General features: G+C 56.4%; 19 protein-coding genes. 8 read left to right on the top strand and 11 right to left on the bottom strand.

Annotated elements, in window-relative coordinates; all coding sequences use genetic code 11:
* The first annotated feature begins 80 nt into the window (after positions 1-80).
* The 4 genes from MARLIPOL_RS15015 to MARLIPOL_RS15000 all read left to right on the top strand — a co-directional run bounded on the left by MARLIPOL_RS15015 (position 81) and on the right by MARLIPOL_RS15000 (position 4,143).
* Positions 81-674, top strand: a complete 594-nt coding sequence (locus tag MARLIPOL_RS15015) for a TRAP transporter small permease (protein ID WP_012139099.1) — start codon at positions 81-83, stop codon at positions 672-674.
* Between the two features lie 39 nt (positions 675-713).
* Complete coding sequence (locus tag MARLIPOL_RS15010; protein WP_012139097.1) at positions 714-2,000, top strand: TRAP transporter large permease; 1,287 nt, start codon at positions 714-716, stop codon at positions 1,998-2,000.
* A 31-nt stretch (positions 2,001-2,031) separates the two neighbouring features.
* Positions 2,032-2,475: a universal stress protein gene (locus MARLIPOL_RS15005; protein ID WP_012139096.1), complete on the top strand. Its 444-nt coding sequence runs from the start codon at positions 2,032-2,034 to the stop codon at positions 2,473-2,475.
* An 84-nt stretch (positions 2,476-2,559) separates the two neighbouring features.
* The gene (locus MARLIPOL_RS15000) at positions 2,560-4,143 is read left to right on the top strand and encodes a hypothetical protein (protein ID WP_012139095.1); all 1,584 of its coding nucleotides are present in this window, start codon (positions 2,560-2,562) and stop codon (positions 4,141-4,143) included.
* A gap of 18 nt (positions 4,144-4,161) precedes the next feature.
* Here the strand turns inward: MARLIPOL_RS15000 and MARLIPOL_RS14995 are convergent, their stop codons facing one another.
* The 4 genes from MARLIPOL_RS14995 to MARLIPOL_RS14980 form a co-directional block, all read right to left on the bottom strand.
* Positions 4,162-6,456, bottom strand: a complete 2,295-nt coding sequence (locus MARLIPOL_RS14995; protein WP_012139094.1) for a diguanylate cyclase — start codon at positions 6,454-6,456, stop codon at positions 4,162-4,164.
* A gap of 177 nt (positions 6,457-6,633) precedes the next feature.
* On the bottom strand, positions 6,634-7,638 hold the full coding sequence (locus MARLIPOL_RS14990; RefSeq protein WP_407638102.1) for a TRAP transporter substrate-binding protein: 1,005 nt from the start codon (positions 7,636-7,638) through the stop codon (positions 6,634-6,636).
* 188 nt (positions 7,639-7,826) lie between these two features.
* Complete coding sequence (locus MARLIPOL_RS14985) at positions 7,827-10,316, bottom strand: penicillin acylase family protein (RefSeq protein ID WP_012139092.1); 2,490 nt, start codon at positions 10,314-10,316, stop codon at positions 7,827-7,829.
* 96 nt (positions 10,317-10,412) lie between these two features.
* Complete coding sequence (locus MARLIPOL_RS14980) at positions 10,413-12,089, bottom strand: methyl-accepting chemotaxis protein (RefSeq protein WP_012139091.1); 1,677 nt, start codon at positions 12,087-12,089, stop codon at positions 10,413-10,415.
* 224 nt (positions 12,090-12,313) lie between these two features.
* On the opposite strand from MARLIPOL_RS14980, the gene MARLIPOL_RS14975 reads away from it, so the two are divergent.
* Positions 12,314-13,654, top strand: a complete 1,341-nt coding sequence (locus MARLIPOL_RS14975) for a CHAD domain-containing protein (protein WP_012139090.1) — start codon at positions 12,314-12,316, stop codon at positions 13,652-13,654.
* A gap of 15 nt (positions 13,655-13,669) precedes the next feature.
* Here the strand turns inward: MARLIPOL_RS14975 and MARLIPOL_RS14970 are convergent, their stop codons facing one another.
* Both MARLIPOL_RS14970 and MARLIPOL_RS14965 read right to left on the bottom strand, forming a co-directional pair.
* The gene (locus tag MARLIPOL_RS14970) at positions 13,670-13,879 is read right to left on the bottom strand and encodes a DUF3565 domain-containing protein (RefSeq protein WP_012139089.1); all 210 of its coding nucleotides are present in this window, start codon (positions 13,877-13,879) and stop codon (positions 13,670-13,672) included.
* A gap of 5 nt (positions 13,880-13,884) precedes the next feature.
* A complete protein-coding gene (locus tag MARLIPOL_RS14965) occupies positions 13,885-14,349 on the bottom strand; it encodes a YchJ family protein (RefSeq protein WP_145768796.1) in 465 nt (154 codons plus the stop codon).
* Positions 14,350-14,457: 108 nt separating this feature from the next.
* Here MARLIPOL_RS14965 and MARLIPOL_RS14960 point away from each other — a divergent pair, with 108 nt between their 5' ends.
* Entirely contained in the window at positions 14,458-15,195 is a 738-nt protein-coding gene (locus tag MARLIPOL_RS14960; RefSeq protein WP_012139087.1) for a sulfite exporter TauE/SafE family protein, read from the top strand.
* 13 nt (positions 15,196-15,208) lie between these two features.
* On the opposite strand, the gene MARLIPOL_RS14955 is transcribed toward MARLIPOL_RS14960, so the two are convergent.
* The 3 genes from MARLIPOL_RS14955 to MARLIPOL_RS14945 all read right to left on the bottom strand — a co-directional run bounded on the left by MARLIPOL_RS14955 (position 15,209) and on the right by MARLIPOL_RS14945 (position 17,324).
* Entirely contained in the window at positions 15,209-15,886 is a 678-nt protein-coding gene (locus tag MARLIPOL_RS14955) for a Frag1/DRAM/Sfk1 family protein (RefSeq protein WP_012139086.1), read from the bottom strand.
* Between the two features lie 91 nt (positions 15,887-15,977).
* Positions 15,978-16,403, bottom strand: a complete 426-nt coding sequence (locus MARLIPOL_RS14950; protein WP_012139085.1) for a hotdog fold thioesterase — start codon at positions 16,401-16,403, stop codon at positions 15,978-15,980.
* Between the two features lie 141 nt (positions 16,404-16,544).
* A complete protein-coding gene (locus MARLIPOL_RS14945) occupies positions 16,545-17,324 on the bottom strand; it encodes a substrate-binding periplasmic protein (protein ID WP_051123160.1) in 780 nt (259 codons plus the stop codon).
* 175 nt (positions 17,325-17,499) lie between these two features.
* On the opposite strand from MARLIPOL_RS14945, the gene MARLIPOL_RS14940 reads away from it, so the two are divergent.
* Positions 17,500-18,183, top strand: coding sequence for a type 1 glutamine amidotransferase domain-containing protein (locus tag MARLIPOL_RS14940; protein WP_012139083.1), 684 nt, complete (start codon positions 17,500-17,502; stop codon positions 18,181-18,183).
* An 18-nt stretch (positions 18,184-18,201) separates the two neighbouring features.
* Here the strand turns inward: MARLIPOL_RS14940 and MARLIPOL_RS14935 are convergent, their stop codons facing one another.
* On the bottom strand, positions 18,202-18,651 hold the full coding sequence (locus tag MARLIPOL_RS14935; protein WP_012139081.1) for an acyl-CoA thioesterase: 450 nt from the start codon (positions 18,649-18,651) through the stop codon (positions 18,202-18,204).
* A 53-nt stretch (positions 18,652-18,704) separates the two neighbouring features.
* Positions 18,705-19,589 carry a LysR substrate-binding domain-containing protein gene (locus MARLIPOL_RS14930; RefSeq protein ID WP_012139080.1) on the bottom strand — a complete coding sequence of 295 codons (885 nt, stop codon included), beginning with the start codon at positions 19,587-19,589 and terminating at the stop codon, positions 18,705-18,707.
* 163 nt (positions 19,590-19,752) lie between these two features.
* Here MARLIPOL_RS14930 and MARLIPOL_RS14925 point away from each other — a divergent pair, with 163 nt between their 5' ends.
* Positions 19,753-20,871, top strand: a complete 1,119-nt coding sequence (locus MARLIPOL_RS14925; RefSeq protein ID WP_012139079.1) for an S-(hydroxymethyl)glutathione dehydrogenase/class III alcohol dehydrogenase — start codon at positions 19,753-19,755, stop codon at positions 20,869-20,871.
* Positions 20,872-20,890 lie beyond the last annotated feature (19 nt).

Raw genomic sequence — 20,890 nt, 5'->3', positions numbered from 1 at the left:
GGGGGGGGGGAATCTGTACGAACCTCGCCTCGCCCCGGAGCCCCTACCGGGCGAGAGCGAGACACTCTGGAGCAAATCCCATGTCAGAGAAACCCTCAGAGGTAGAAGACGATACCGGTACCTACGAGTCCGGCCTGCCCGGGTTCCTGGGAACCATTGATGAAATCATTGCCAAGGTAGAGGCTGTAATGCTGGCAGCCGGCGTGATACTCATGGCATTGAACACCTGCACCAACGTGATTGCCCGCTTTGTTTTTGGCCAGGGGCTGTTTTTTTCGGGCGAAATCAACCGGATCCTGATCATCCTGATCACCTTCGCAGGCATCGGCTACGCAGCCCGGCACGGGCGCCACATCCGCATGTCCGCAATATACGACGCGTTTCCCGCCAAAGGCCGAAAGGTGCTGATGATCTTCATCGCACTGTTCACTTCCGTCGTGATGTTTTTCCTGTGCTACCACTCCTACGGTTACATTGAAACCCTCTACGGTCGTGGCCGCATTCTGCCGGCGCTGGGTTTTGAAATCTGGTGGATCTATATCTGGGCCCCGGTCGGCTTTGCCATTACCGGCATCCAGTATTTCCTCACCGCAATCAAGAACTTCACCAGCAAGGATGTCTATCTCTCCACCGGTGTACTTGATGGCTACGCTGACAGCGAATCGGAAGTCTGATCCGGCAGCAGACCGGGCAAGTTAAGGAAGGGCGTAACTATGGCAACAATTCTCATGGTCATCATGATCGGGCTGCTACTGCTCGGTTTTCCGATGATGATTCCACTAACGACGGCGGCTGTCGTTGGCTTCGTAATGATGTTCGATGGCTTCGGCCAGATGGGGACCTTTATCCAGCAGATGATGGGCGGCATTCGACCCGCATCGCTGATTGCCGTCCCCATGTTTATCCTCGCCGCCGATATCATGACCCGCGGCCACTCCGCCGACCGGCTGATCAACATGGTCATGGCCTTTATTGGCCACATCAAGGGTGGTCTGGCAATCAGTACCGCGACCTCCTGTACGCTCTTTGGTGCGGTTTCTGGCTCCACCCAGGCGACGGTGGTCGCCGTTGGTTCCCCACTACGCCCTAAAATGCTGAAGGCAGGCTACTCCGACTCGTTCACCCTCGCGCTGATTATTAATGCCAGCGACATTGCCTTCCTGATACCACCCAGTATCGGCATGATCATCTATGGGGTTATTTCCGAGACCTCCATTGCCGAACTGTTCATTGCTGGTGTGGGTCCGGGCATCATGATTCTGTTCATGTTCTCGATCTACTGCCTGATCTACGCTTACAAGAATGACGTTCCCACGGAGGATAAAGCCACCTGGAAGCAACGTGCCGTGTCCGTCAGGGATGCCTCATGGCCACTCATGTTCCCGGTCATTATCGTGGGCGGTATTTATGGCGGTATCTTCAGTCCGACGGAAGCAGCAGCGGTTTGTGTTCTGTATGCCTTTTTCCTGGAATTTGTGGTTTTCCGCTCGCTCAAGCTGCATGAAATCTACAAGATTGCCAAATCCACCGGCCTGATCACCGCCGTAGTGTTCATTCTCGTGGCCGTCGGTAACGGCTTCTCCTGGATTATTTCCTTCGCCCAGATTCCGCAAGCCATACTCGAAACCGTCGGTGTCAACGAGGCCGGCCCCGTCGGTGTGCTGATTGCAATCTGTGTCGCTTTCTTCATCGCCTGTATGTTCGTCGACCCGATCGTCGTGATTCTGGTGCTGACACCGATTTTCGCTCCGGCGATCCAGTCCACTGGACTGGATCCGGTTCTTGTCGGTGTTCTTATTACACTGCAAGTTGCCATCGGCTCAGCCACACCGCCGTTTGGATGCGATATTTTTACCGCCATTGCGATCTTCAAACGGCCGTATCTGGAAGTCATTCGCGGGACTCCGCCTTTTATCATCATCCTGATTGCGGCAGCCGGGCTCATCATCGCCTTCCCGCAAATCGCACTGTTCCTGCGTGACCTTGCCTTTGCGGAATGATGCAACAGACCCGACTCGCTAGGAGATAAACATGTTCAAGAAGATCCTGGTAGCCGTTGATGGTTCCAAGACGTCCCTCAAGGCATTGGACAAAGCCATTGAGTTCCAGAAACTCACGCCAGAGACAGAGATTTATATCCTCTGTGTGTACAAACACCACAGCCTGTTTGAGGCATCACTTTCGATTGGTCGCCCAACGGAAATGGACATTCCTGACAAGGTGCTGTCTGACTACGCCAAGGAAGTGGTTAACCATGCCAAGAATCTGGCCAAGGAACACGGCGCGACCAAAGTCCGCGGGTTTGTGAAAAGCGGTCGGCCGTCCAAGGTCATCGTCAAGTTTGCCCAGGACAAGGAAGCCGATCTGATCGTGGTCGGCACCCGGGGCACACACAGTGACAAGGACGGCATGCTGCTTGGCAGCGTGTCCCACCGGGTCGCCTCAAATGCCAAGTGCCCGGTACTGGTCGTGTAACTTTCTGAGTCTCTACACATTTCGTAATTAAAACGTCATCTGTTTGCGTTAAAAAAGATCCGACATTTTTTTGGAGCTGTATCAATGTCGGATCAATCCTCCCTTCTTGTTGAAAAACTCTGGCAACTCAAACGACGGATCGATAAAGGCGAGTGCCCGGACATCGCTTTTGTGCATCTGAATAACCTGCTGCGGGAACCCGGATATCGCAGTGATGTGTTACGCCGTGTCGAGTCGTCCGGCACCGAACGCCTGAAACGACTTGCCGAAGACATCCGCGCTCTGGACTCGGGAGCACCGCTGATGGCAACACCTGCGGTGCAGACCTCTGCAACACGACCGCCAGAGAGCGAGCAGAAACCCCAATCCTGGCTTCGCCGGAACCTGATCTGGATGACGCCGGTGACCGTGGCTGCGGCAATCGCCGCGGTCGGTTTCACCGCATTTGAACCTCAAACCATCCGGGTACATGAAGACATCGTTGTGGACACGGTCTGGGAATCAGGCAAGACATACGTCCTGGAGAAATCCATTTTTGTTGAAGGTGCCGACCTGACCCTCGAAAGCGGCGTTACCGTAAAAGGTAACAACGGATCAGCACTCATCGTCACCAGGGGCAGCAAACTGTTTTCCCGTGGTCGCCCCGACAGTCCGGTGGTCTTCACCAGCAATCAACCCGAGGGTCAGCGTGCCCGGGGCGACTGGGGCGGTATCGTGGTGCTCGGCAAGGCGCCGGTCAATCAACCCGACGCAGCCATAGAGGGCATCTCAGGAAACGATTCCAGGGGCAGCTTCGGGGGCAACGACTCTCGTTACAGTTGCGGTGTTATCGAATACACCCGCATTGAATTCGCCGGTTTCGAAGTCTACAAAAACAACGAACTCAACGGCCTCACTCTTGGCGGCTGCGGCAGCGACACGATTGTCCGGAATGTACAGGTGCATCGCGCCCTGGATGATGGCATTGAGATGTTTGGTGGATCTGTCGATCTCAAGAATATTGTGGTGTCCGGTGCCGCAGATGACAGTATAGACTGGGACTGGGGCTGGACCGGACGAGTACAGTTCCTGATTGTCCAGCAACACGCGGATGTGGGAGATAATGCATTTGAAGGTGACAACAATGGTAACGATCACCAGGCTCAACCAAGATCGGAGCCCTCCTTCTACAACGTCACCCTTGTCGGCACCGGACAGACCGCGAAAAAGCATCGGGGCATGGTACTTCGTGAGGGCAGCGGAGGTCACTTCCATAACATGATCATCGACAGCTACGGGATTGAAACCATCGACTTGAGGGACGAAGTCGCATCGCTGATTGCCGAAGGCGTGCTGACCTTCTCCAATAACCTGATTGCCAATAGCGGCAAGCTCGGCAAAAGTTCCGATGAGTCCGGCCAGGATAATGATGACTTTGGCTTCAACGAAGGCCAATGGCTGATGGCTGCGAATCAGGACAACCTTCGACGCCTCGACAGCGCGATGCATGTGACGGCCAGGGACCCGGTAAACCCTGACTTCCAGACCCGAGTGCAAATGCGTCAGATGAAAGCAACGCAGCCGCCAAAATCCGAGTTCTTCGATGAGTCGGCAAACTACGCAGGAGCGCTGAACCCACGCCTGCAATCCAGCTGGCTGGCCGGCTGGACAGCCTACCCTGAGCGCTGACCCCGGACCTGCACACCGTTATGGCGGTGTGCAGGTGGAGCATCCTTCTATCCGGTCCCGGCCACCCTCCTTGGCCCTGTAAAGAGCCCGATCCGCCAGTCCCAACAGGGCGTCGGGATCATTGCTGCATTCCGGCCAACCTGCAACACCCACCGACAACGTCACACCCCCCAGATCCTGATCGCCGTGGTAGATGTGAACGGTTCGAATCGCCCGACACAGATTTTCAGCCTTTTCCCGGGCAGCGGACAGGTTAGCCCCGGGCATAATAACGACAAATTCCTCCCCCCCATATCGGCACACCACATCGCTGTCCCGAAACTGTTGCAACAATACTCCGGCCACTGTCTTCAACGCACTGTCACCCGCTTCGTGGCCATGGGTATCGTTAAACAACTTGAAATGATCGATATCAACAATCAGCAGGGCCAGCGGCACCTGATTCCTCACAGCACCCGCTCTTTCATGTTTCAGCAGCTGATCGAAGTAACGCCTGTTGTTCAGCCCCGTCAGCACATCTTCGTAGGAATATTTCTGTAATTCTTCGTGCAAGCGGATACTGGACAACGTGATACCAATCCGTTGCAACCCCTGGTCCAGGGCATGGAAAAGGCGGGCCGCGCCATAACCATTGTCCTGTGCTGAAAAGTTCTCGGGGATCTCGACCAGCAACAAGCCCATCACCAGAGCCCCCTCACTGGCCGACTGAACCGTAATCCAGAAACACACCGTACCTTCCAGCACCTGATCCTGTGAAGTGACCGAATCCAAAGGTGTCTCTCGATAGCGGGAAGGAACTTCGGTGGGCGAAGGCAGCCCTCCAGAAGTATCAAGAATCAGTGCAAACTCCGGCATATTCCCGCCATAGCCCCAATGGTTGAGCCTCTCATAGGTCTTACCTTCGTCACGGCGCAGATAAAAAGCTCCGCTCACCGGACTGCAAAGATCCAGCATAACGCGGGCAAGATAGTCGAAAGCCTGGCTCAGACCCAAGCAATCCTGAAGCCCGGCGATAATGTCATTGAGGATCTGTTTTTTTTCATTTTCAAAGGTGAGCAACCGCACCCTTGCCTGTTCCCGTCGGGCCAGGGTCTCGGCCTTCTCGGTGCGTTCGGCAACCTGTTGTTCCAGTGACAGGGTCAGCCGGTACAACGCTTGCTGGGTGCGGGCGTAATGCCACAGCGAGATCACGACCACCGCCAGCGCAAACAGCAGTGCGCCCCAGCTGACTGGTACCCTCCCCCAAGGCAACAGCCCGTGCGCCACGGCCATATCCACGACCAAGAACACAGAAAAGATGGCGTACGCCAGCAGGATAATGCGTTGCTCCAGCAGCAGGTGCCTGAAGCGATAAATAACCGCCACGGTAATAGTCACCAGGGACACCAGGAACAGGGCGTCAAATGGCGGGAACGTTGACGACAGATTGATGGCGCCGCTCAACGATAGCCCTATTGCCGCCACGACATAGGCCAGATGAACCTTCCACACCAGATTGATCATTCGCGGGCGATGGTCGGCAAGCCACTGTTCGAGCAGCATTGCCATGGCAACCGGCAGCAGGTAATAGGACGCGGCAGCCAGGTAATCCCAGACCAGCGGTACGTCCCACAGCAACTGGCTTGCCTGACTCTCAGCCAGCAACATTGTCCCTGAGGAAAATGCGAACAGGGCGAGGCTGGCAAAACTTTTTTTCTTCGCCTGCAGCACTGCGAAAATCAGCGCCAGCAAACCAATCAGCATCGAAATCGCCGCTATAACCAGCGCCTCCAGAGAATTCTCAAGGACGAACAGCACCAGATCCGGCCGATTCATAATCGACACTTCGCCCCACAGTCCGATATCGGTGTAATCCGAGAACACTCTGAAGTACAGATACTTACCTTCAAACCCATCAGGCAGGCTGATTTCATGCCAGGGCCAGCCTTCAAAACGGCCACGGCCCTGCTCATCAAAGGTGCCGTACTGGTAGATCTTCTGGCCGTCGAAATACACCTGAACGATCAGATCGACACTGAAGATGTAAAGGACAGGCTCCTGCCACTCCCCGTCAGGCAGCATTACCCGGAACCAGACGTGCTCACGACCATCACGGTTGGGAGGATTGGATGGAAAACCGATGGAACGCCAGCCGTCCTCCCCGGGGCCATCCAGGGTCCATGCCGGCGTACCATCATTGCGGAACGGAGAATCGCCCCAGCGATACTCCCAGCCTTCGGAAAGTGTCTGGGATGCGGCCGAAGCTGCACCCAATGGCAGGAGGCAGACCATCAGCACAGTCAGTCTGGTGAGATAGAGTGATACAAAGCGCATCCTTGGCATGTCCTGCAGGGCTGGTCTGCCCTGAGTATAAGACACGCTGGAACTTCACACTGCATTCTTCTGAGAAATGACGACGTTTGACGATCCGTTTACAGAGGCAAGCTGCCGGGGGCGCATAGGGGATATATTGCCTCCCCCTATGCCCTCACCAGGAGTGCCGGAGCCGTATCAGTCCGTGGAGATACTGTTCAGGTAAGCCTTGTCAGAGATATTGGTCCACTGACGGATCTGCTTCAGATACTCGCGCTGGGAAGTAATGATTTCCTTTGCCAGCGGATCCTTCTCGGCCTCCTCTGCCAGCAGCTTATCGGTCGCATTGCGGAGCGCCTCGATCACTTCGGGCGGGAAAGTCTTGTGGGTCACGTTGGGATAGTCTTCCTTCATACGATCCCAGGCTTCACCACTTTCATGCATGGTCTGGATGTACATGTCGTAGGCAGCGGTACGCATGGCCACCCGCAGGATCTCCTGAAGGTCTTCGGGCAGGCTGTCCCAGGTTTTCTGATTGATCAGGAACTGAACTTCCGCACCCGGCTCCTGCCAGCCAGCGTAGTAGTAATCGGCGATCTGGTGGAAGCCCATGGGCAGATCCAGGGCTGGCCCGACCCACTCAAGGGCATCAATGGTGCCACGCTCCAGCGCGGTGTAAAGCTCCCCGGGAGGAATATTGGTGACAGCCACCCCCAGCTCAGCCATGACTTCTCCGGCAAAACCCGGCGTGCGCATTTTCAGACCCTTCAGGTCGTCCAGCGAGGTGATTTCCTCACGGAACCAACCGCCCATCTGATTACCGGTATTGCCGCCGGGAAACGACAACAAACCGTATGGCTTGTAGACCTCTTCCATCAGTTCCATGCCGCCACCGTAATAGAACCAGGCATATTGTTCCGGGGCCAGCATGCCGAATGGAACCGTGGTGAAGTACATGGCGTTGGGAATCGAGCCCTTATAATAATAAGAAGCGGTGTGCCCCATGTCGTACTGGCCCTGACGCACCAGGTCAAAAATACCGAACGGTGCCTTGTGCTTGTTGGAGGAATCAATGCGGAACTTCAGACGCCCATTGGACATCTTTTCAGCCATGGCGGCCATACTGCGGGGCGTTTCTCCCAGGATCGGGGATCCTGGCCCCCAGGTTTCGGCCAGTCGGATGGTGTAGGTTTTTTCGGCCATCAGCGAAGTGCTGATCAGCGACAGCACCAGCGCAAACGCCGCGAGGAACGGTGTGCGAAAAGTTATTGTTGGCATCGTCTTACCTGTTGTCGGTTATTGTCTGAGAATCCCGACAATAGTAGCGTGCCAAATACCGCTTAGCCAATCAGCGGGCACGTCTCCCTGCGCCCACTGCATTGAGTTCTATACTAACGTGCCAGCTCTACCAGGCGATACTCTACGAGTCCCGGATCACTGTCGATCTCTTCCTGAGTGAAGGGAAAGCGGATCCATTGCTTGCCGGAATAGGCTTCCGTCATATCCTTGTAGTAAGGCGATGCCGGATCAGTGGACTGGGAATAGGTCACAAAGCCTTCCGCAACCGGCTGGCCCGGTTCATCCCACGTCACGGTCTGGATATAGCTGTTGCCATACTTTACGTCGTATAGGCCATCGCTGATATCGTGTGGACGTGAACTGGCAATGGTAAACGCCCCTTCGAATCCTTCACCACCAAATATCGGGATCACGGTATCGTGAATTCCGGAAACCTGGAGGTCACCCATGGCGGCGTCCATGGCCATCGGTGAGTCCTGGATGGCCTGGACGCCATCGGCAAACGCCGCCTGCACCAACGGGCTGGCCACGTTGAGCATCGCAGGCGTATTCACCGGGTCGGCAGGATCAAATGGAGTCAGCCATTTGTCCGGGGATTCCACCGGCAACGGATCGATATTGCGCCAGAACTCACGCCAGATATGGCCGCCTACCGAGCCCAGGTTATGGGTGCCATCCCAGGCCTGCAAAACTGAACAAGCTTCAGCAATGTCCACCGGCTGACCGCCACTGCTCAACAAAGTGCCGATCGGACAATAGGCGTTCAGCACCGCTTCACGCGCCAGTTGTTCAGACTGTAACGAGCTGTCCAGAACGATATCCTGCAGATTGGCCAGATCGAATCCGGTACTGCCTGGTTTGCCATCGGAGCCATCAAGACGCTGGATGACCTGCTGCATGCATTTGCGGGTACGCAGGGTTCGCGGGGTTTCCTCGTCACCGATGATGGCGGCGAAGCCGGTCAGCGGTTCCGCGGGATTGGTCACCCAGTAACTGTCATTGCAGTTGTGTACCCAGTCATCCCGCTGCAGAGACGGAAGGTTGGCGCGGCCAAATACACCTTCAGCCGGGGCATCCGCATCCGTATCCCACTGGCAATCAGCACGGGCACCGTCCATCAGCGGCAGGCCCGGAGCCAACAGATCGAAGACCGGGGACAACAGCGTCGCACAGGCCTGTGCCTTGGCGTCGGGCACATTGGGCACCACGGTCAGATCGCCGTAATAAGCCGGCTTCCCGGGACCGGTTGCCACCGTATTGACCCAGGGCACACCGAGCACGCTGCCATGCAGCTCCACGAATTCCTCAAAACTGTCGGCCTGGTTCCAGCGGAAAAACTGGTTCAGCAGGCGGTCATTCTCGGCGTTGGCATCACGCAGGGTGTATGCCTTGGCGGTGGACCAGTTCAGTATCGGCACCCCCGCTGCCTCAAAGGTCAGCATGGGGCCGTAACGGGAGCGGTAGAGCGTACGGGTAACGTCACTCACTTCGCCGTTTTCATTCATCGCCTGCACGGTGATGTCAGTGGCTTCCATATCCACAAACTCACCCTCGTACAGATACTGGGTAGGGTCCGCGGGATTCAGGGTCAATTCATAGAAACTGAAGCGATAGGCGGTGGAAACAGTGTGGCTCCAGGCAAACTGATCATTGAAGCCAATCAGCACGGCTGGCAAGCCGTATAGGGCCGCGCCCATAATCTCGGCCTGGTCCCCGACTTTAAGGTGCGCAAGGTACAGGCGTTCGGTCTTTTCCCAGGGAAAATGAGGATTACCGAACAACATGGACTCGCCGGTGCGGCTGGCACCTGCTGACAAGCCATACATGTTGCTGCCAATCGGCAGCTCATCCGCAAACGGGAAAGGCAGATCTTCACTGCCTTCAATGCCCGCATCAGCCAGGGCATCCAGGATCTGATCCGCAGATAATTCCGGAATGTCCGTGGCCGGCGGTTGCGCCGTCGCGACACCGTCAACAAAAACCGACGAGGATGCCAGCACCGCAAGGCGGAAATAGCGCCGGTACATGTCATCCTCTGCCATTGGCATCAGCCAGGGCTCATCGCGACAGGCTTCATGCCGTCCCGAGTGTTGACCATCCCGCAGTTCCCGCAGGTAGCGGTTAAAGCCGGCAACGTAACCACTGGACGCCTCCAGGACTTCTGGATCACTGCCGGTTTTGAAGGGCTCGATAGCTTCATCCGTTGCAGCAGCGCGCCAGAAAAAATCGGCGTTGAGGTTGGTGGTTGTCGCACCATTGGAGGGGATCTGGTAGGTGCCATTGGCCCCGAGGAAACGGGCACGCAGTCCTCGAACGGTCAGGGTATCCTCCGCCAGCAGGCAGAGATTGTCTTCCGCCTGGGCATAACCGTAGGCGTATCCCATGCTGGCAAAGTCATCGGCTTCGATATGAGGAATACCGAATGCGGTACGTTTGAGAGTTGCCTTGAAGAGTTGCTGTTCGCCACCAACGGCAGGCGCTGAGGCGTTTGAGTCATTGTCACTGCCGCCACTGCTGCTCAGGCAGCCGGAAAGCAGGATTACCGTCAGAGCAACCCCGCCCAGTTTTATTGTAGGTATCATTGTCTCTTCCGTCGTTGTTATTTTTGGTCACAAAGCTGACGCCCTGTCACCAATAAACGAACAACGGAGAGAAAGGGTTCCCTTTACCCGGTCAATTTATACCTTGAACTGGCCGACCAGGGTCCGCAGGCTCTCGCCCAGACGCGCCAACTCATGGCTTGCTTCATTGGTCTGGGTCACGCCGGTATCGCTACGCTGAGCCGCATCTACAATGCGTACCACATTCTGGTTGATCTCTTCAGCCACCTGGCTTTGCTGCTCGGCCGCCGTTGCGATCTGGGTTACCTGATCGTGAATCTGACCAACGGACTTTTCGATGGTGCCCAGCGCACTGGTAGCGTGATTGATCCGCTCAACGGTTTCCGTGGAGTGATCACGGGACGCGTTCATACGCTCAACCGCTGCCCGCGACTCACTGACGAAGCCGCCAATCATTTCTCGAATCTGATCCGCTGACTCGGCACTGCGCTTAGCCAACTGCCGGACTTCATCGGCCACCACTGAGAAACCGCGACCATGCTCGCCGGCCCGGGCCGCCTCAATAGCAGCGTTGAGTGCCAGCAGGTTAGTTTGTTCAGTGACGGCATGAATAACATCCAGTACCTGTTGAATGTCATCAGACTTCTCAGCCAGGGCATGGATGCTGCGGGCAGTCTCGTCAATTTCGCCGGACAGCCGGTTAACAGCAGCTTGCGCATTGGTGATGGTTTCACCACCATCACGGGCCATGCGATCAGCATCCGAGGCGGCACTCTCGACCTCATTGGCGTTGCCGGAAATCTGTTGGATCGTCGCCGCCATTTCATTAATTGCCGAAGCAATCTGATCGGTTTCCGATCCCTGCTCCTGGACGGAGGCGCGGGTTTCGTTCGCCACCCGGCTCAGCTCTTCAGCAGCCGAAGCCACCTGATCCGTGGTGCTGCCCACTTCACGCATAGTGTTCTGGATCTTGATGACAAAGTTGTTGAAGCGCCGGCCCAACTCCGCCAGCTCATCCGTGCCCTCGTCAGGCAGTCGCTGACGCAGATCGCCTTCTCCGTCGGCGATCTCCTGCATCATGTCACTGACCACTTTTAGCGGTTTGGTCACCGTGCGACCGACAAAAAGACCAATGAACAGGGCCACCAGAACCACAACAACGGTCACCATCAGGATAATGCCAAGAGTCGCCTGAATGTTCTTTTCGATATCTTTGCGAGCGGCGTCGACCACGGCGTCTATATCCGTCACGTACACACCCGCACCCACCATCCAGTCCCAGCCAGGGATCAGCGTTGAATAGGATACCTTGGGTTCTTCATTACCCGATGCCGGGTTCATCCAGTCGTACCCATAAAAGCCGCCACTGTCCGCGGCATCAAACAGGTTGCCAACCAGCTTTCTGAGTGTCGGATTATCCGTGGGACCTTCCTTAGAAGGATCCGGGGCATAGGCCAGGTTGTACACATCCCGGGTATACGCAAACACATAATTGGTTTTATCAAAACGGATCGACCGCAAACGGGCTGCCGCAGCCTCCTTGGCTTCCCGCTCCGACAGGCCGGGGTCGTTCTTTGCTTCCATGACCACGGCACGGGCTGCGTCCACCAGGTTCTTCAATCCAGTTTTGCGTGCATCCAGAAGGCTTTCTTCCAGGCGCTCAAGCTCTGCCTCTCCGTTCGCACTGATCTGACTCGCGGTAACCCAGGCTATGGTCGCAGCCGTCAACAGGACGGGCACCAATACGGCCAGCAGCAATCGGGAACGAATTTTAAGTCGGGTCATCAGGGTCATCGGCAAGTATCCATAATTATCGGTGCTTAAAGTGCAATTATGCACAGGCCCGCAAACGCATCTGTTCCAGTTTGTTAAGACGGTGTTACCAGAGATCGACGTGGGATCGGGGCTCCACAGCGAACCGGTTTTACAACAGTCGGTTACGATAGGAAGTGTATCGGCCAACCGGTTACGGACTTGAATCCAGTGTAGACTAAAGTACCAATCAGCAGAGGGCACCCATGACTGACCTGTTCCTTATACGACATGGGAAATCAAGCTGGGCCGACGAGTCACTCCGTGACCAGGCACGTCCACTCAATGCCCGCGGCCAGCAGCAGTTACCGGCACTTGCCCGCGCAGCACGTCAACTGGGCGCGCTGGACGGCCTCATCCTCTCCAGCAATGCCGAGCGTGCCACTCAGACCCTTGCAGGCATCACAGCAGACAGGTGCCAGCAAGACAGGATCTTCACTGAGCCTGGACTTTACACATTTGATTACCGGGTTCTCCTCAAGACGTTGTCCACTGTGGACGATGAAAGCACCGTTACCATTGTTGGCCACAATCCTGCCCTGCTGGATCTGGCATCGCACCTCCTTGACTACCCTCCGGACAGCTTTCCAACCGGCAGTCTGATGCACATTCGGTTGCCGGCACGGCCGTGGAACAAACTGAAAAAACACAGCGGCCAGTTGCGAACACTGCTAACCCCCAGGGACATCAGTTTTCAGCTATTTATCCGTAAACGCGATATGAACAGTCCGGACAGTGCCGAGCCCCTCGCGGGCCACATCCCTGACGCGCTCCTGCACCAATACCGCCTTATGCGGGATCTTGAAAACGGTGTCACTTACGGCTTTGACGAAGAATTCCTTCACCAGTACCGGATCGCGCTCAGACGCTCCCGGGCCATTGCCGAAACGGTGGCCGGGCTGATCGAGGTGAGGCATCTGCACAAGGCTATTAAAACTCTCGGGCGGCACGCCAGAGCAACGAGTGCCCTGCGAGATCTTCATGTATTCATCGCTGCCCGTGAAGAGAACTTGCGTGCAGCCGGTGCTCTCCCGTTCTTCCAATCTCTTGCCCACTCTCAACAACAGCTCAGGGAGCACCTGCAAAGCGGCAACTATCAACGTGACATGGACCGATGGTTGCGCCTGATCACTTCGTCCTCTTTCAGGAAACACACCCTTAACCTGAAGCCGAAAGACATCCGACACACGCTGGAGTCCCGGATATCGCGCTACAACCAATGGGCAGCAGAAATGACTGAACGATCCCCGGACGAAGACATCCATGGCCTTCGCAAGTTGCTGAAGCGCATTCGCTACCTGATGGAGCTGCAGAAGCCTGACCGGAACAAGGTCATGAAGAAGGTGAAAAAACGACAAAGCTGGCTGGGCAATTTTCAGGATTTACATGTGCACCTGGAACTGTTGTATCGATTCAGGGAAGACAAAGGGACACTCACGCAACACGACGAAACCGAAGACGCAATCAACACGCTGATTGAGAGCGTTGAACAAGACAAGGCAGGCCTGAGGGATCAGATTCTCAGCCACCATCGCCTTATGCTGTGATCAGACAGCCTGTCATCAGGGGCGCTGGTCCATCGGAGCACCCTCATCGCACTTTTTGCACTCCAGCTCAAACCCGATCATTGAGGCGCGCCCTTCTTCAGACTCAACCCATGGCCGGTTCACCCAAGGAGGATCATGGCGCACGTGTTGGTTGTGACCGCAGGCCAGCTGGGCAACCCAGTGGTCTTCCTCATCTTTGTGGTAACCGACAATGGGTTGTTTCATGGACGTCAAAGACAACAGGCTTTGTATTTTTTACCGCTACCACAGGGGCACGGCTCGTTGCGACCAGATTTCAGCTGGCCTTCCGTGGTCTCTCCGGACACGTAGTACCAACGCCCCTCTGCCATCCTGAAAATCGATGCCTCTTCCAGATACCCCCAACCATTGCCGAGACGGTAGACCGCGCGGAAATGTACCGTGCCGCTATCACCCCGGGCGGACGTGTCAAGAATGCTAAGGGACGACCAGTCCGGCGAGTGCTCAAGATCCAGGGATTGGGGGCGGGTGCTTTCGTGCCAGGTTTCCAGCAGATAGTCGGCAAGCCGGTACACAAACGCGCAATACCGCGAGCGCATCAACGCTTCCGGCGTAGGAGCCGGGCGGCCTTGATGCATTGGCTGACAACAGGCATGGTAGGCTTCGCCGGAACCGCAGGGGCAGCGTTGCTGTTTATCAGAGGCTCGATCAGTCATCCGGATACTCTCATTCCACTATACTGTTACGAAGGGGCACAGTTTATCAGCTCCAACTGTTCTCCGGCTGCGCGATCAAGATCCCTTACCTTCAATCGGTGACTTGTTTTGGACGAAGTATCCCTGGTTCATATTCTGCTCGCCAACCTGACGTTACTTGCAGGCGCCTGCCTCCAGGGAGTTGCCGGTTACGGCATAGGCACCTTTTCGGCACCACTGTTATTTCTCATCAGCCCACTATTTGTGCCCGCCCCACTCGTACTCAACGCCGTGCTTCTGACCGTATTCATGCTGTTCCGTTACCATGAATCGTTGCAGATCCGCGAAGTACGCTTTGCCATCGGAGGCGGTGCATTGGGCACCGTGTTCGCCGGGCTGACACTGTTGATTCTGTCCCCCAAAGGCTTTGAGCTGATATTCGGGGTGCTGATACTCACAGGGGTACTGCTGAGCATTGGCGGCTTACGCCCGAGACTGAACGCCCGCAACAGTGTACTTGCTGGCGTGGCTTCCACATACATGGGCACGATTACCGCTGTAGGAGGACCACCCATCGCGCTGATATACCAAAATGAGAAGGGGCCGCTGGTTCGCGCGAACATGTCCGCATTCTTTCTGGTCGCCAGCTTTTTCAGCGTAGCAGCACTGTTTGCTTCCGGGTATCTCGGCACCCGGGAACTCAATCTGTTCGCCCTCACTTTTCCCGGTGTTCTGGGCGGCTTCTGGCTCTCGGGGAAACTGGTCCATCGCCTGCCGGTGGAGGGACTTCGACCTGTCATTCTGGGCATCGCCGCCGTAGCGGGTGCGGCGGCTCTGGCTCGTGGGTTACTGACGCTCCAGCTGTAAAGTTCCCCCGGCCTCAGTCCGCCCAAAGTCGTGCCCGGAAACGGCTTCGCCGCCACAGCATGGCCAGCCATAGGGCGTGAAGATTGATCAGCAGGGCCAGAGTCCACTCAAAGGCATCGTCCCTCTGGTCGTAAAATTCAGGCACCACGACATCAAGAATGACCGACAGGATGCCCACGGCAAGAGTGACCTGGCATAGCCTCAGAAGCCGTGAACCGGTTCCGCTCCAGGACGGGTGATCTCGCAGAGCACCGCTGATCAGCAGTTGGGCGATGAAGGTGAGCGAGAAATACAGCACCACTCCGGTGCGCCGAACCAGGTTAAAACCATCACCGGCGTGACCGAGCGCCAGGGTATACGCTATCAACGAAAGGCAGGCGACCAACCCAAGCCAGGGAATCCAGGCTGCTCCTGCGGTGTGGATACCCAACTGGCGCAACCAGCGACCATTCAGCCACCAGAACAGAATACCCACCACACCCGCCGGCAGCATCGCCCCCTTGAAGATGAAATAGGCCATACCATGACGCCCGGTACGACTAATGCTGGTGCAGCTGTCCCAGTATGGGATACAGGCAGAAACGTGGCCCTCCAGCACCGAGACCACAAAGGTGGTGTGGATGGTCAGAAATGGAATAAGGCCAGCGGCAAGCGCCAGCCACCATAACGGCACATTCCTGTGGTCAGCCATGCGTGCGCTCCAAATGGCAGGCTATTGCATATTGATACCATATGCCTGCTTCCAAATGTAAGCACACAGCAGACTCACCGGTTGGTGGCCATCAGGGACGCTTGGTCACGGCCATGGTCAGTCGGGAAATACAGGTGGTCTTGCCCTGCTCATTCTCCAGGCGGATTTCCCACACCTGGGTCGCGCTGCCGATATGCAGAGCGGTGGCAGTGCCATACACCCAGCCGTTGGTCACCGGCCGAATGTGGTTGGCGTTGATGTCCAAACCTACCGCGACGGTGTTCGGGTCTTTCAGGCAACAGTTCGCAGCCATGCTTCCCAGGGTTTCCGCCAACACAACGGATGCACCGCCGTGCAGGATGCCAAAAGGCTGAACGGTGCGCTCATCGACCGGCATACGACCTTTGACATAGTCATCACCGACTTCCAGATACTCGATCCCCATGTGGTGGACCGCCGTATTCTTGCTGGCTTCCATCATTTGTTCAAGATTGGGGGTTTGGGTCCAGATTGCCATTGCTCTTCCGTCTCCCGGGCAGGTTCGATTTAATGATCAAAAATACAGTCTATCCAGATAGGAAGCGAACGACTATTGTATTTTCGTCATACATCAATAAACCCGCCCAGCGGCAAAACCCGAGGGCGGTGTGATCGGGGGTCAGGGATGTGCCTGTTCGAGATACTTCAACACCAGATCCTCGTGTATGCCTTCCTGTACAATCAGCTTGAGAGCCGCACGGATGTCATCGGCGTAGGCCATCACCGGTGAGCTTCTGGACACTGCAATATAGGAGCGATTCCCTGGCACGAAGAATGGGGAAACCGACACGGCCAGGCCAAGCTCCTTGATGGTATAAAGCCCAACCAGTTCCGGAGCGATCACTACATCCACTCGGTCTTTTGCCAACATGCGCATCAGGTTTTCGTAACGCGATGCACTTTCCTTGATCAGTTGATCGTCGGCATCAAACCTCGGGAAATAGCTGGCACCTGACAGTACACCGATCCGCTTCTCACCCAGGTCGCTGTAGCGGTCAATGCGATGACCCTCATGCATGTAGAAAAACAGCTTCCTTTCGGGCGGAAAGGCCGGTGCCACAAACTCCAAATACTCAGCGCGCTCTTCGGTTTCCAATGGCCCCAGCATGACGTCGACATGACCCTGCTGCGCCATCAGCAGCACACGACGGAACGGCGCCTCGACGAACTTGAGCTGCCAACCAAGCCGATTGGCTATTTCCCGGAAAATGTCCACATAAAGGCTAGTTTTCTGATCGCCGTCTACAATCCGATAAGGCGGCGCATGGTTCACGCCTACGGTAACCATCAGCGGCTCCCTGGCTGAGGAGTCGTTCGCCAATGCCGGCTGCAGAAGCAGTGCAAGCATGAGTGCCGATATCAGCATCAACGGTAGGCGTATAGCTGTTCGTCCTTCCATGAATCACAGGCACCGTGTTCGTTGTTGCCCCGAGTAGAGACCTTTCGAAATCTGACCGGGACTGCTTTCCGTATTTGCCGCTTGAAATTAATCCTGTTGGCCACAAGGTTTTACATCAGAGCAGCCAACAGATTGACGAAGTCCCATTCATCCATCAATCACAAGGACAGACTCCATGAACGTTCTGATGGTTCTGACTTCCCACGACCAGATGGGCGATACCGGTCACAAGACCGGCTTCTGGCTCGAAGAGTTCACCGCTCCATACTATGTCTTCAAGGATGCCGGTGCGCAGATTACCATAGCCACACCCAAGGGCGGCCAGCCCCCTGTCGACCCCAACAGTGAAGCGGAAGAGGCGCTGACCGAAACCACACGCAGGTTCAGGGAAGACGCCCACGCCAAAGAATCCCTCGCCAGCACCAAAAAGCTGGCCGATGTGGACATGAACCAATTCGAGGCCATTTTCTATCCCGGCGGCCACGGCCCGCTGTGGGATCTGGTGAACGATGCGAAAAGCATCGCGCTGATCAAAGCCGCCTATGAACAGAACAAGGTCATTGGCGCCGTGTGCCACGCACCAGCCGTGTTCAAGAACGTGGAAGTGAAACCCGGGCAGAACATCGTTGGTGGCCGCGAGGTCACCGGTTTCAGCAACAGCGAAGAGGAAGCGGTCGGCCTGACCAGCGTTGTGCCCTTCCTGCTGGAAGACATGCTCAAGGAGAATACCGCTACCTACTCCAAAGGCGATGACTGGGCGCCACATATTGTGGTGGACGGTAAACTGATCACCGGCCAGAACCCGGCCTCATCGGAGGGAGCCGCCAAGGCGGTGATTCAGGCCTTGCAGCAAGGCTGAAACCACCCTCCTGCCCCACTATCCCCCGGCGTGGCTGATCAGTACGCCGGGGGCACCCACCTCCAGTTGTTCCCGGATCTGCGCCGGTATCGGCGTCTTCGCCATCTCCGATGGCTGAATCAACACGTAGGTAATGTCGGCCTCGGCGACCAACTGCCCGTCCCCGAAGCCGACAAACTCCAGATGTAGGGTGAACGAAGTATGTCCCAGGCGCCCGGCCCTGATCCGCGCCTCCAGCACGTCATCAAACCGCGCCGGCGAGCGGTAATTGGTCGTCAGACTGACCACCTGGATATCGAGGTCCTGATCCAGCAGGTTCTGGTAGTCTCCAAACAGGGTGCGGATGTATTCGTTCATGGCAATGTCCACGTAGTCCGCGTAGCGGGCATTGAACACCACACTCTGGGCGTCGCATTCACCGTAGCGGACGCGGAAACGGAAGCGGAACGGCTGATCACTAGGTGTCATTGTTATTCAATCTACAAAATATGGGTGGACCCACAGCCTAACCCATCAACCCATCATTTTCTGCTCGCCGTGGCGAGCGACTCTGAAAAATAATCCAGCAGCATTCGCACCTTGGGCGACAGATGGCGGTTATGGGGATACACGGCCCAGATACCGTCGTCATCTTCCTGATAATGGGTCAGAAGGGGGATCAGGGTTCCCGCATCCAGCGCCGGCTGAACGTAGTAGTCCGGCAACTGGACGATGCCAATGCCCTTGAGTGCGGCATCCAGCAGGGCCCTCCCGCTGTCACAGCGAACGTTGCCGCTTACCCGGATATTGCGTGGCTTGCCCGCGTCCTGGAAGCGCCAGTAATCGAGATTGCCCTGCAGGCAGTTATGGTGCTCCAGCTCAGACAATGAATGCGGGGTGCCATGGATCGATAGATAGGCTGGTGAGGCACACACATACAGAGTCCGGGAAGCCAGGCGTCGGGCCATCAGGCTGGAGTCCTCGAGTTTACCGAGCCGCACCGCAAGATCGTAGCCTTCGGCCACCAGATCCAACGTCTGGTTGGTGAGGTTCATTTCCACGTCGAGTTCCGGGTAACGCAACACAAAGTCGTTGACCAGGGGCGCTATCGACTTCTCTCCGTATGTCACCGGTGCGGTCAGCCTCAGCCTGCCCCGTGGTACCAACTGCATATTCGTGATGGAGCGTTCCGCCTGTTCGAGAGCGTCCAACACCTGTCGGCAATGCTGGTAATAGATCTCCCCGGCCGCGGTCGCGGAGACGCGCCGAGTCGTTCTATAAAAAAGACGAGTGGATAGCCGGGCTTCAAGGGCACTGACCTGACGGCTAACCTGGGCAGTCGAAATACCCAGCCTTTTGGCGGCCCGGGTGAAATTCTCAGTTTCCGCCACAGCGACGAATTCGTTCACGCCTTCCCAATGATACATACCCTGCCCCGTCAGCGTTCATGCGATCTTATTATTCCACATCGGTAAAGGTGATTTAAGAAAATGCACCATTATCAATCAGAGAGAGATAAATAAAATGGGCAGATGAGTCGGGCGGCTTCCCGCCTTCCACGTGTTACCAACGGAGAGAGTTATGGCTGAGATGATCAAATCGAAAGCGGCAATTGCCTGGGGTCCCGGTCAGCCACTGTCAATCGAAGAAGTGGATGTGATGCCCCCGAAAGCGGGAGAGGTGCTGGTTCGAGTCATCGCAACCGGCGTGTGTCACACCGACGCATTCACCCTCTCCGGCGAAGATCCGGAAGGCAACTTCCCGGCGATCCTCGGCCACGAAGGTGGCGGCATCGTGGAAGCGATCGGTGAGGGGGTTACCAGTGTCCAGGTCGGGGATCACGTCATTCCCCTGTATACGCCGGAGTGTGGCGAGTGCAAGTTCTGCCTGTCCGGCAAAACCAACCTGTGCCAGAAAATCCGTGAAACCCAGGGTAAGGGGCTGATGCCCGACGGCACCAGCCGTTTCTACAAAGACGGCGAGCCAATCTTCCACTACATGGGCTGCTCCACCTTCTCCGAGTACACCGTGTTGCCTGAGATCTCCCTGGCCAAGGTCAACAAGGAAGCGCCGCTGGAGGAAGTCTGCCTGTTGGGCTGTGGTGTGACCACCGGCATGGGCGCCGTCATGAACACCGCCAAGGTGGAAGAAGGCGCTACCGTGGCGATCTTCGGGCTCGGCGGTATCGGTCTGTCCGCCATTATCGGCGCCACCATGGCCAAGGCCAGCCGCATCATTGGCATCGATATAAACGAAAGCAAGTTCGACCTGGCCCGCCAGTTGGGCGCAACCGACTGCATCAATCCGAAAGACTACGACAAGCCGATCCAGGAAGTGATTGTCGAGCTGACCGAGGGTGGCGTGGATTATTCCTTTGAATGCATCGGCAACGTCGACGTGATGCGTTCAGCCCTGGAATGCTGCCACAAGGGCTGGGGCGAGTCAGTCGTCATTGGTGTCGCTGGCGCTGGCCAGGAAATCTCCACCCGCCCGTTCCAGCTCGTCACCGGTCGGGTCTGGAGAGGCTCCGCTTTCGGCGGCGTCAAGGGCCGTTCCGAATTGCCGGGTATTGTCGAGCGCTACCTGCAGGGTGAGTACAAGCTCAATGATTTCATCACCCACACCATGGGGCTGGAAGATATCAATGAGGCCTTCGAGCTGATGCACGAGGGCAAGAGCATCCGCAGCGTTATCCATTTCGACAAGTAAGCCTGATGGCCGCCTGCCC

Source organism: Marinobacter lipolyticus SM19 (genome assembly GCF_000397065.2).
In the GTDB taxonomy this organism is placed as follows: domain Bacteria; phylum Pseudomonadota; class Gammaproteobacteria; order Pseudomonadales; family Oleiphilaceae; genus Marinobacter; species Marinobacter lipolyticus.
This window is presented reverse-complemented; position numbering and strand designations above follow the sequence as displayed.

Coding starts and splice junctions, on each gene's coding strand:
- MARLIPOL_RS14990 (WP_407638102.1), bottom strand. CDS start 7,638: ATGGCCGAAAAAACCTACACCATCCGACTGGCCGAAACCTGGGGGCCA.
- MARLIPOL_RS14925 (WP_012139079.1), top strand. CDS start 19,753: ATGATCAAATCGAAAGCGGCAATTGCCTGGGGTCCCGGTCAGCCACTG.
- MARLIPOL_RS14980 (WP_012139091.1), bottom strand. CDS start 12,089: ATGACCCTGATGACCCGACTTAAAATTCGTTCCCGATTGCTGCTGGCC.
- MARLIPOL_RS15005 (WP_012139096.1), top strand. CDS start 2,032: ATGTTCAAGAAGATCCTGGTAGCCGTTGATGGTTCCAAGACGTCCCTC.
- MARLIPOL_RS14945 (WP_051123160.1), bottom strand. CDS start 17,324: ATGGAAGGACGAACAGCTATACGCCTACCGTTGATGCTGATATCGGCA.
- MARLIPOL_RS15000 (WP_012139095.1), top strand. CDS start 2,560: ATGTCGGATCAATCCTCCCTTCTTGTTGAAAAACTCTGGCAACTCAAA.
- MARLIPOL_RS14940 (WP_012139083.1), top strand. CDS start 17,500: ATGAACGTTCTGATGGTTCTGACTTCCCACGACCAGATGGGCGATACC.
- MARLIPOL_RS14965 (WP_145768796.1), bottom strand. CDS start 14,349: ATGACTGATCGAGCCTCTGATAAACAGCAACGCTGCCCCTGCGGTTCC.
- MARLIPOL_RS15010 (WP_012139097.1), top strand. CDS start 714: ATGGCAACAATTCTCATGGTCATCATGATCGGGCTGCTACTGCTCGGT.
- MARLIPOL_RS14985 (WP_012139092.1), bottom strand. CDS start 10,316: ATGATACCTACAATAAAACTGGGCGGGGTTGCTCTGACGGTAATCCTG.
- MARLIPOL_RS14950 (WP_012139085.1), bottom strand. CDS start 16,403: ATGGCAATCTGGACCCAAACCCCCAATCTTGAACAAATGATGGAAGCC.
- MARLIPOL_RS14930 (WP_012139080.1), bottom strand. CDS start 19,589: ATGTATCATTGGGAAGGCGTGAACGAATTCGTCGCTGTGGCGGAAACT.
- MARLIPOL_RS14975 (WP_012139090.1), top strand. CDS start 12,314: ATGACTGACCTGTTCCTTATACGACATGGGAAATCAAGCTGGGCCGAC.
- MARLIPOL_RS14935 (WP_012139081.1), bottom strand. CDS start 18,651: ATGACACCTAGTGATCAGCCGTTCCGCTTCCGTTTCCGCGTCCGCTAC.
- MARLIPOL_RS14970 (WP_012139089.1), bottom strand. CDS start 13,879: ATGAAACAACCCATTGTCGGTTACCACAAAGATGAGGAAGACCACTGG.
- MARLIPOL_RS14995 (WP_012139094.1), bottom strand. CDS start 6,456: ATGCGCTTTGTATCACTCTATCTCACCAGACTGACTGTGCTGATGGTC.
- MARLIPOL_RS14955 (WP_012139086.1), bottom strand. CDS start 15,886: ATGGCTGACCACAGGAATGTGCCGTTATGGTGGCTGGCGCTTGCCGCT.
- MARLIPOL_RS15015 (WP_012139099.1), top strand. CDS start 81: ATGTCAGAGAAACCCTCAGAGGTAGAAGACGATACCGGTACCTACGAG.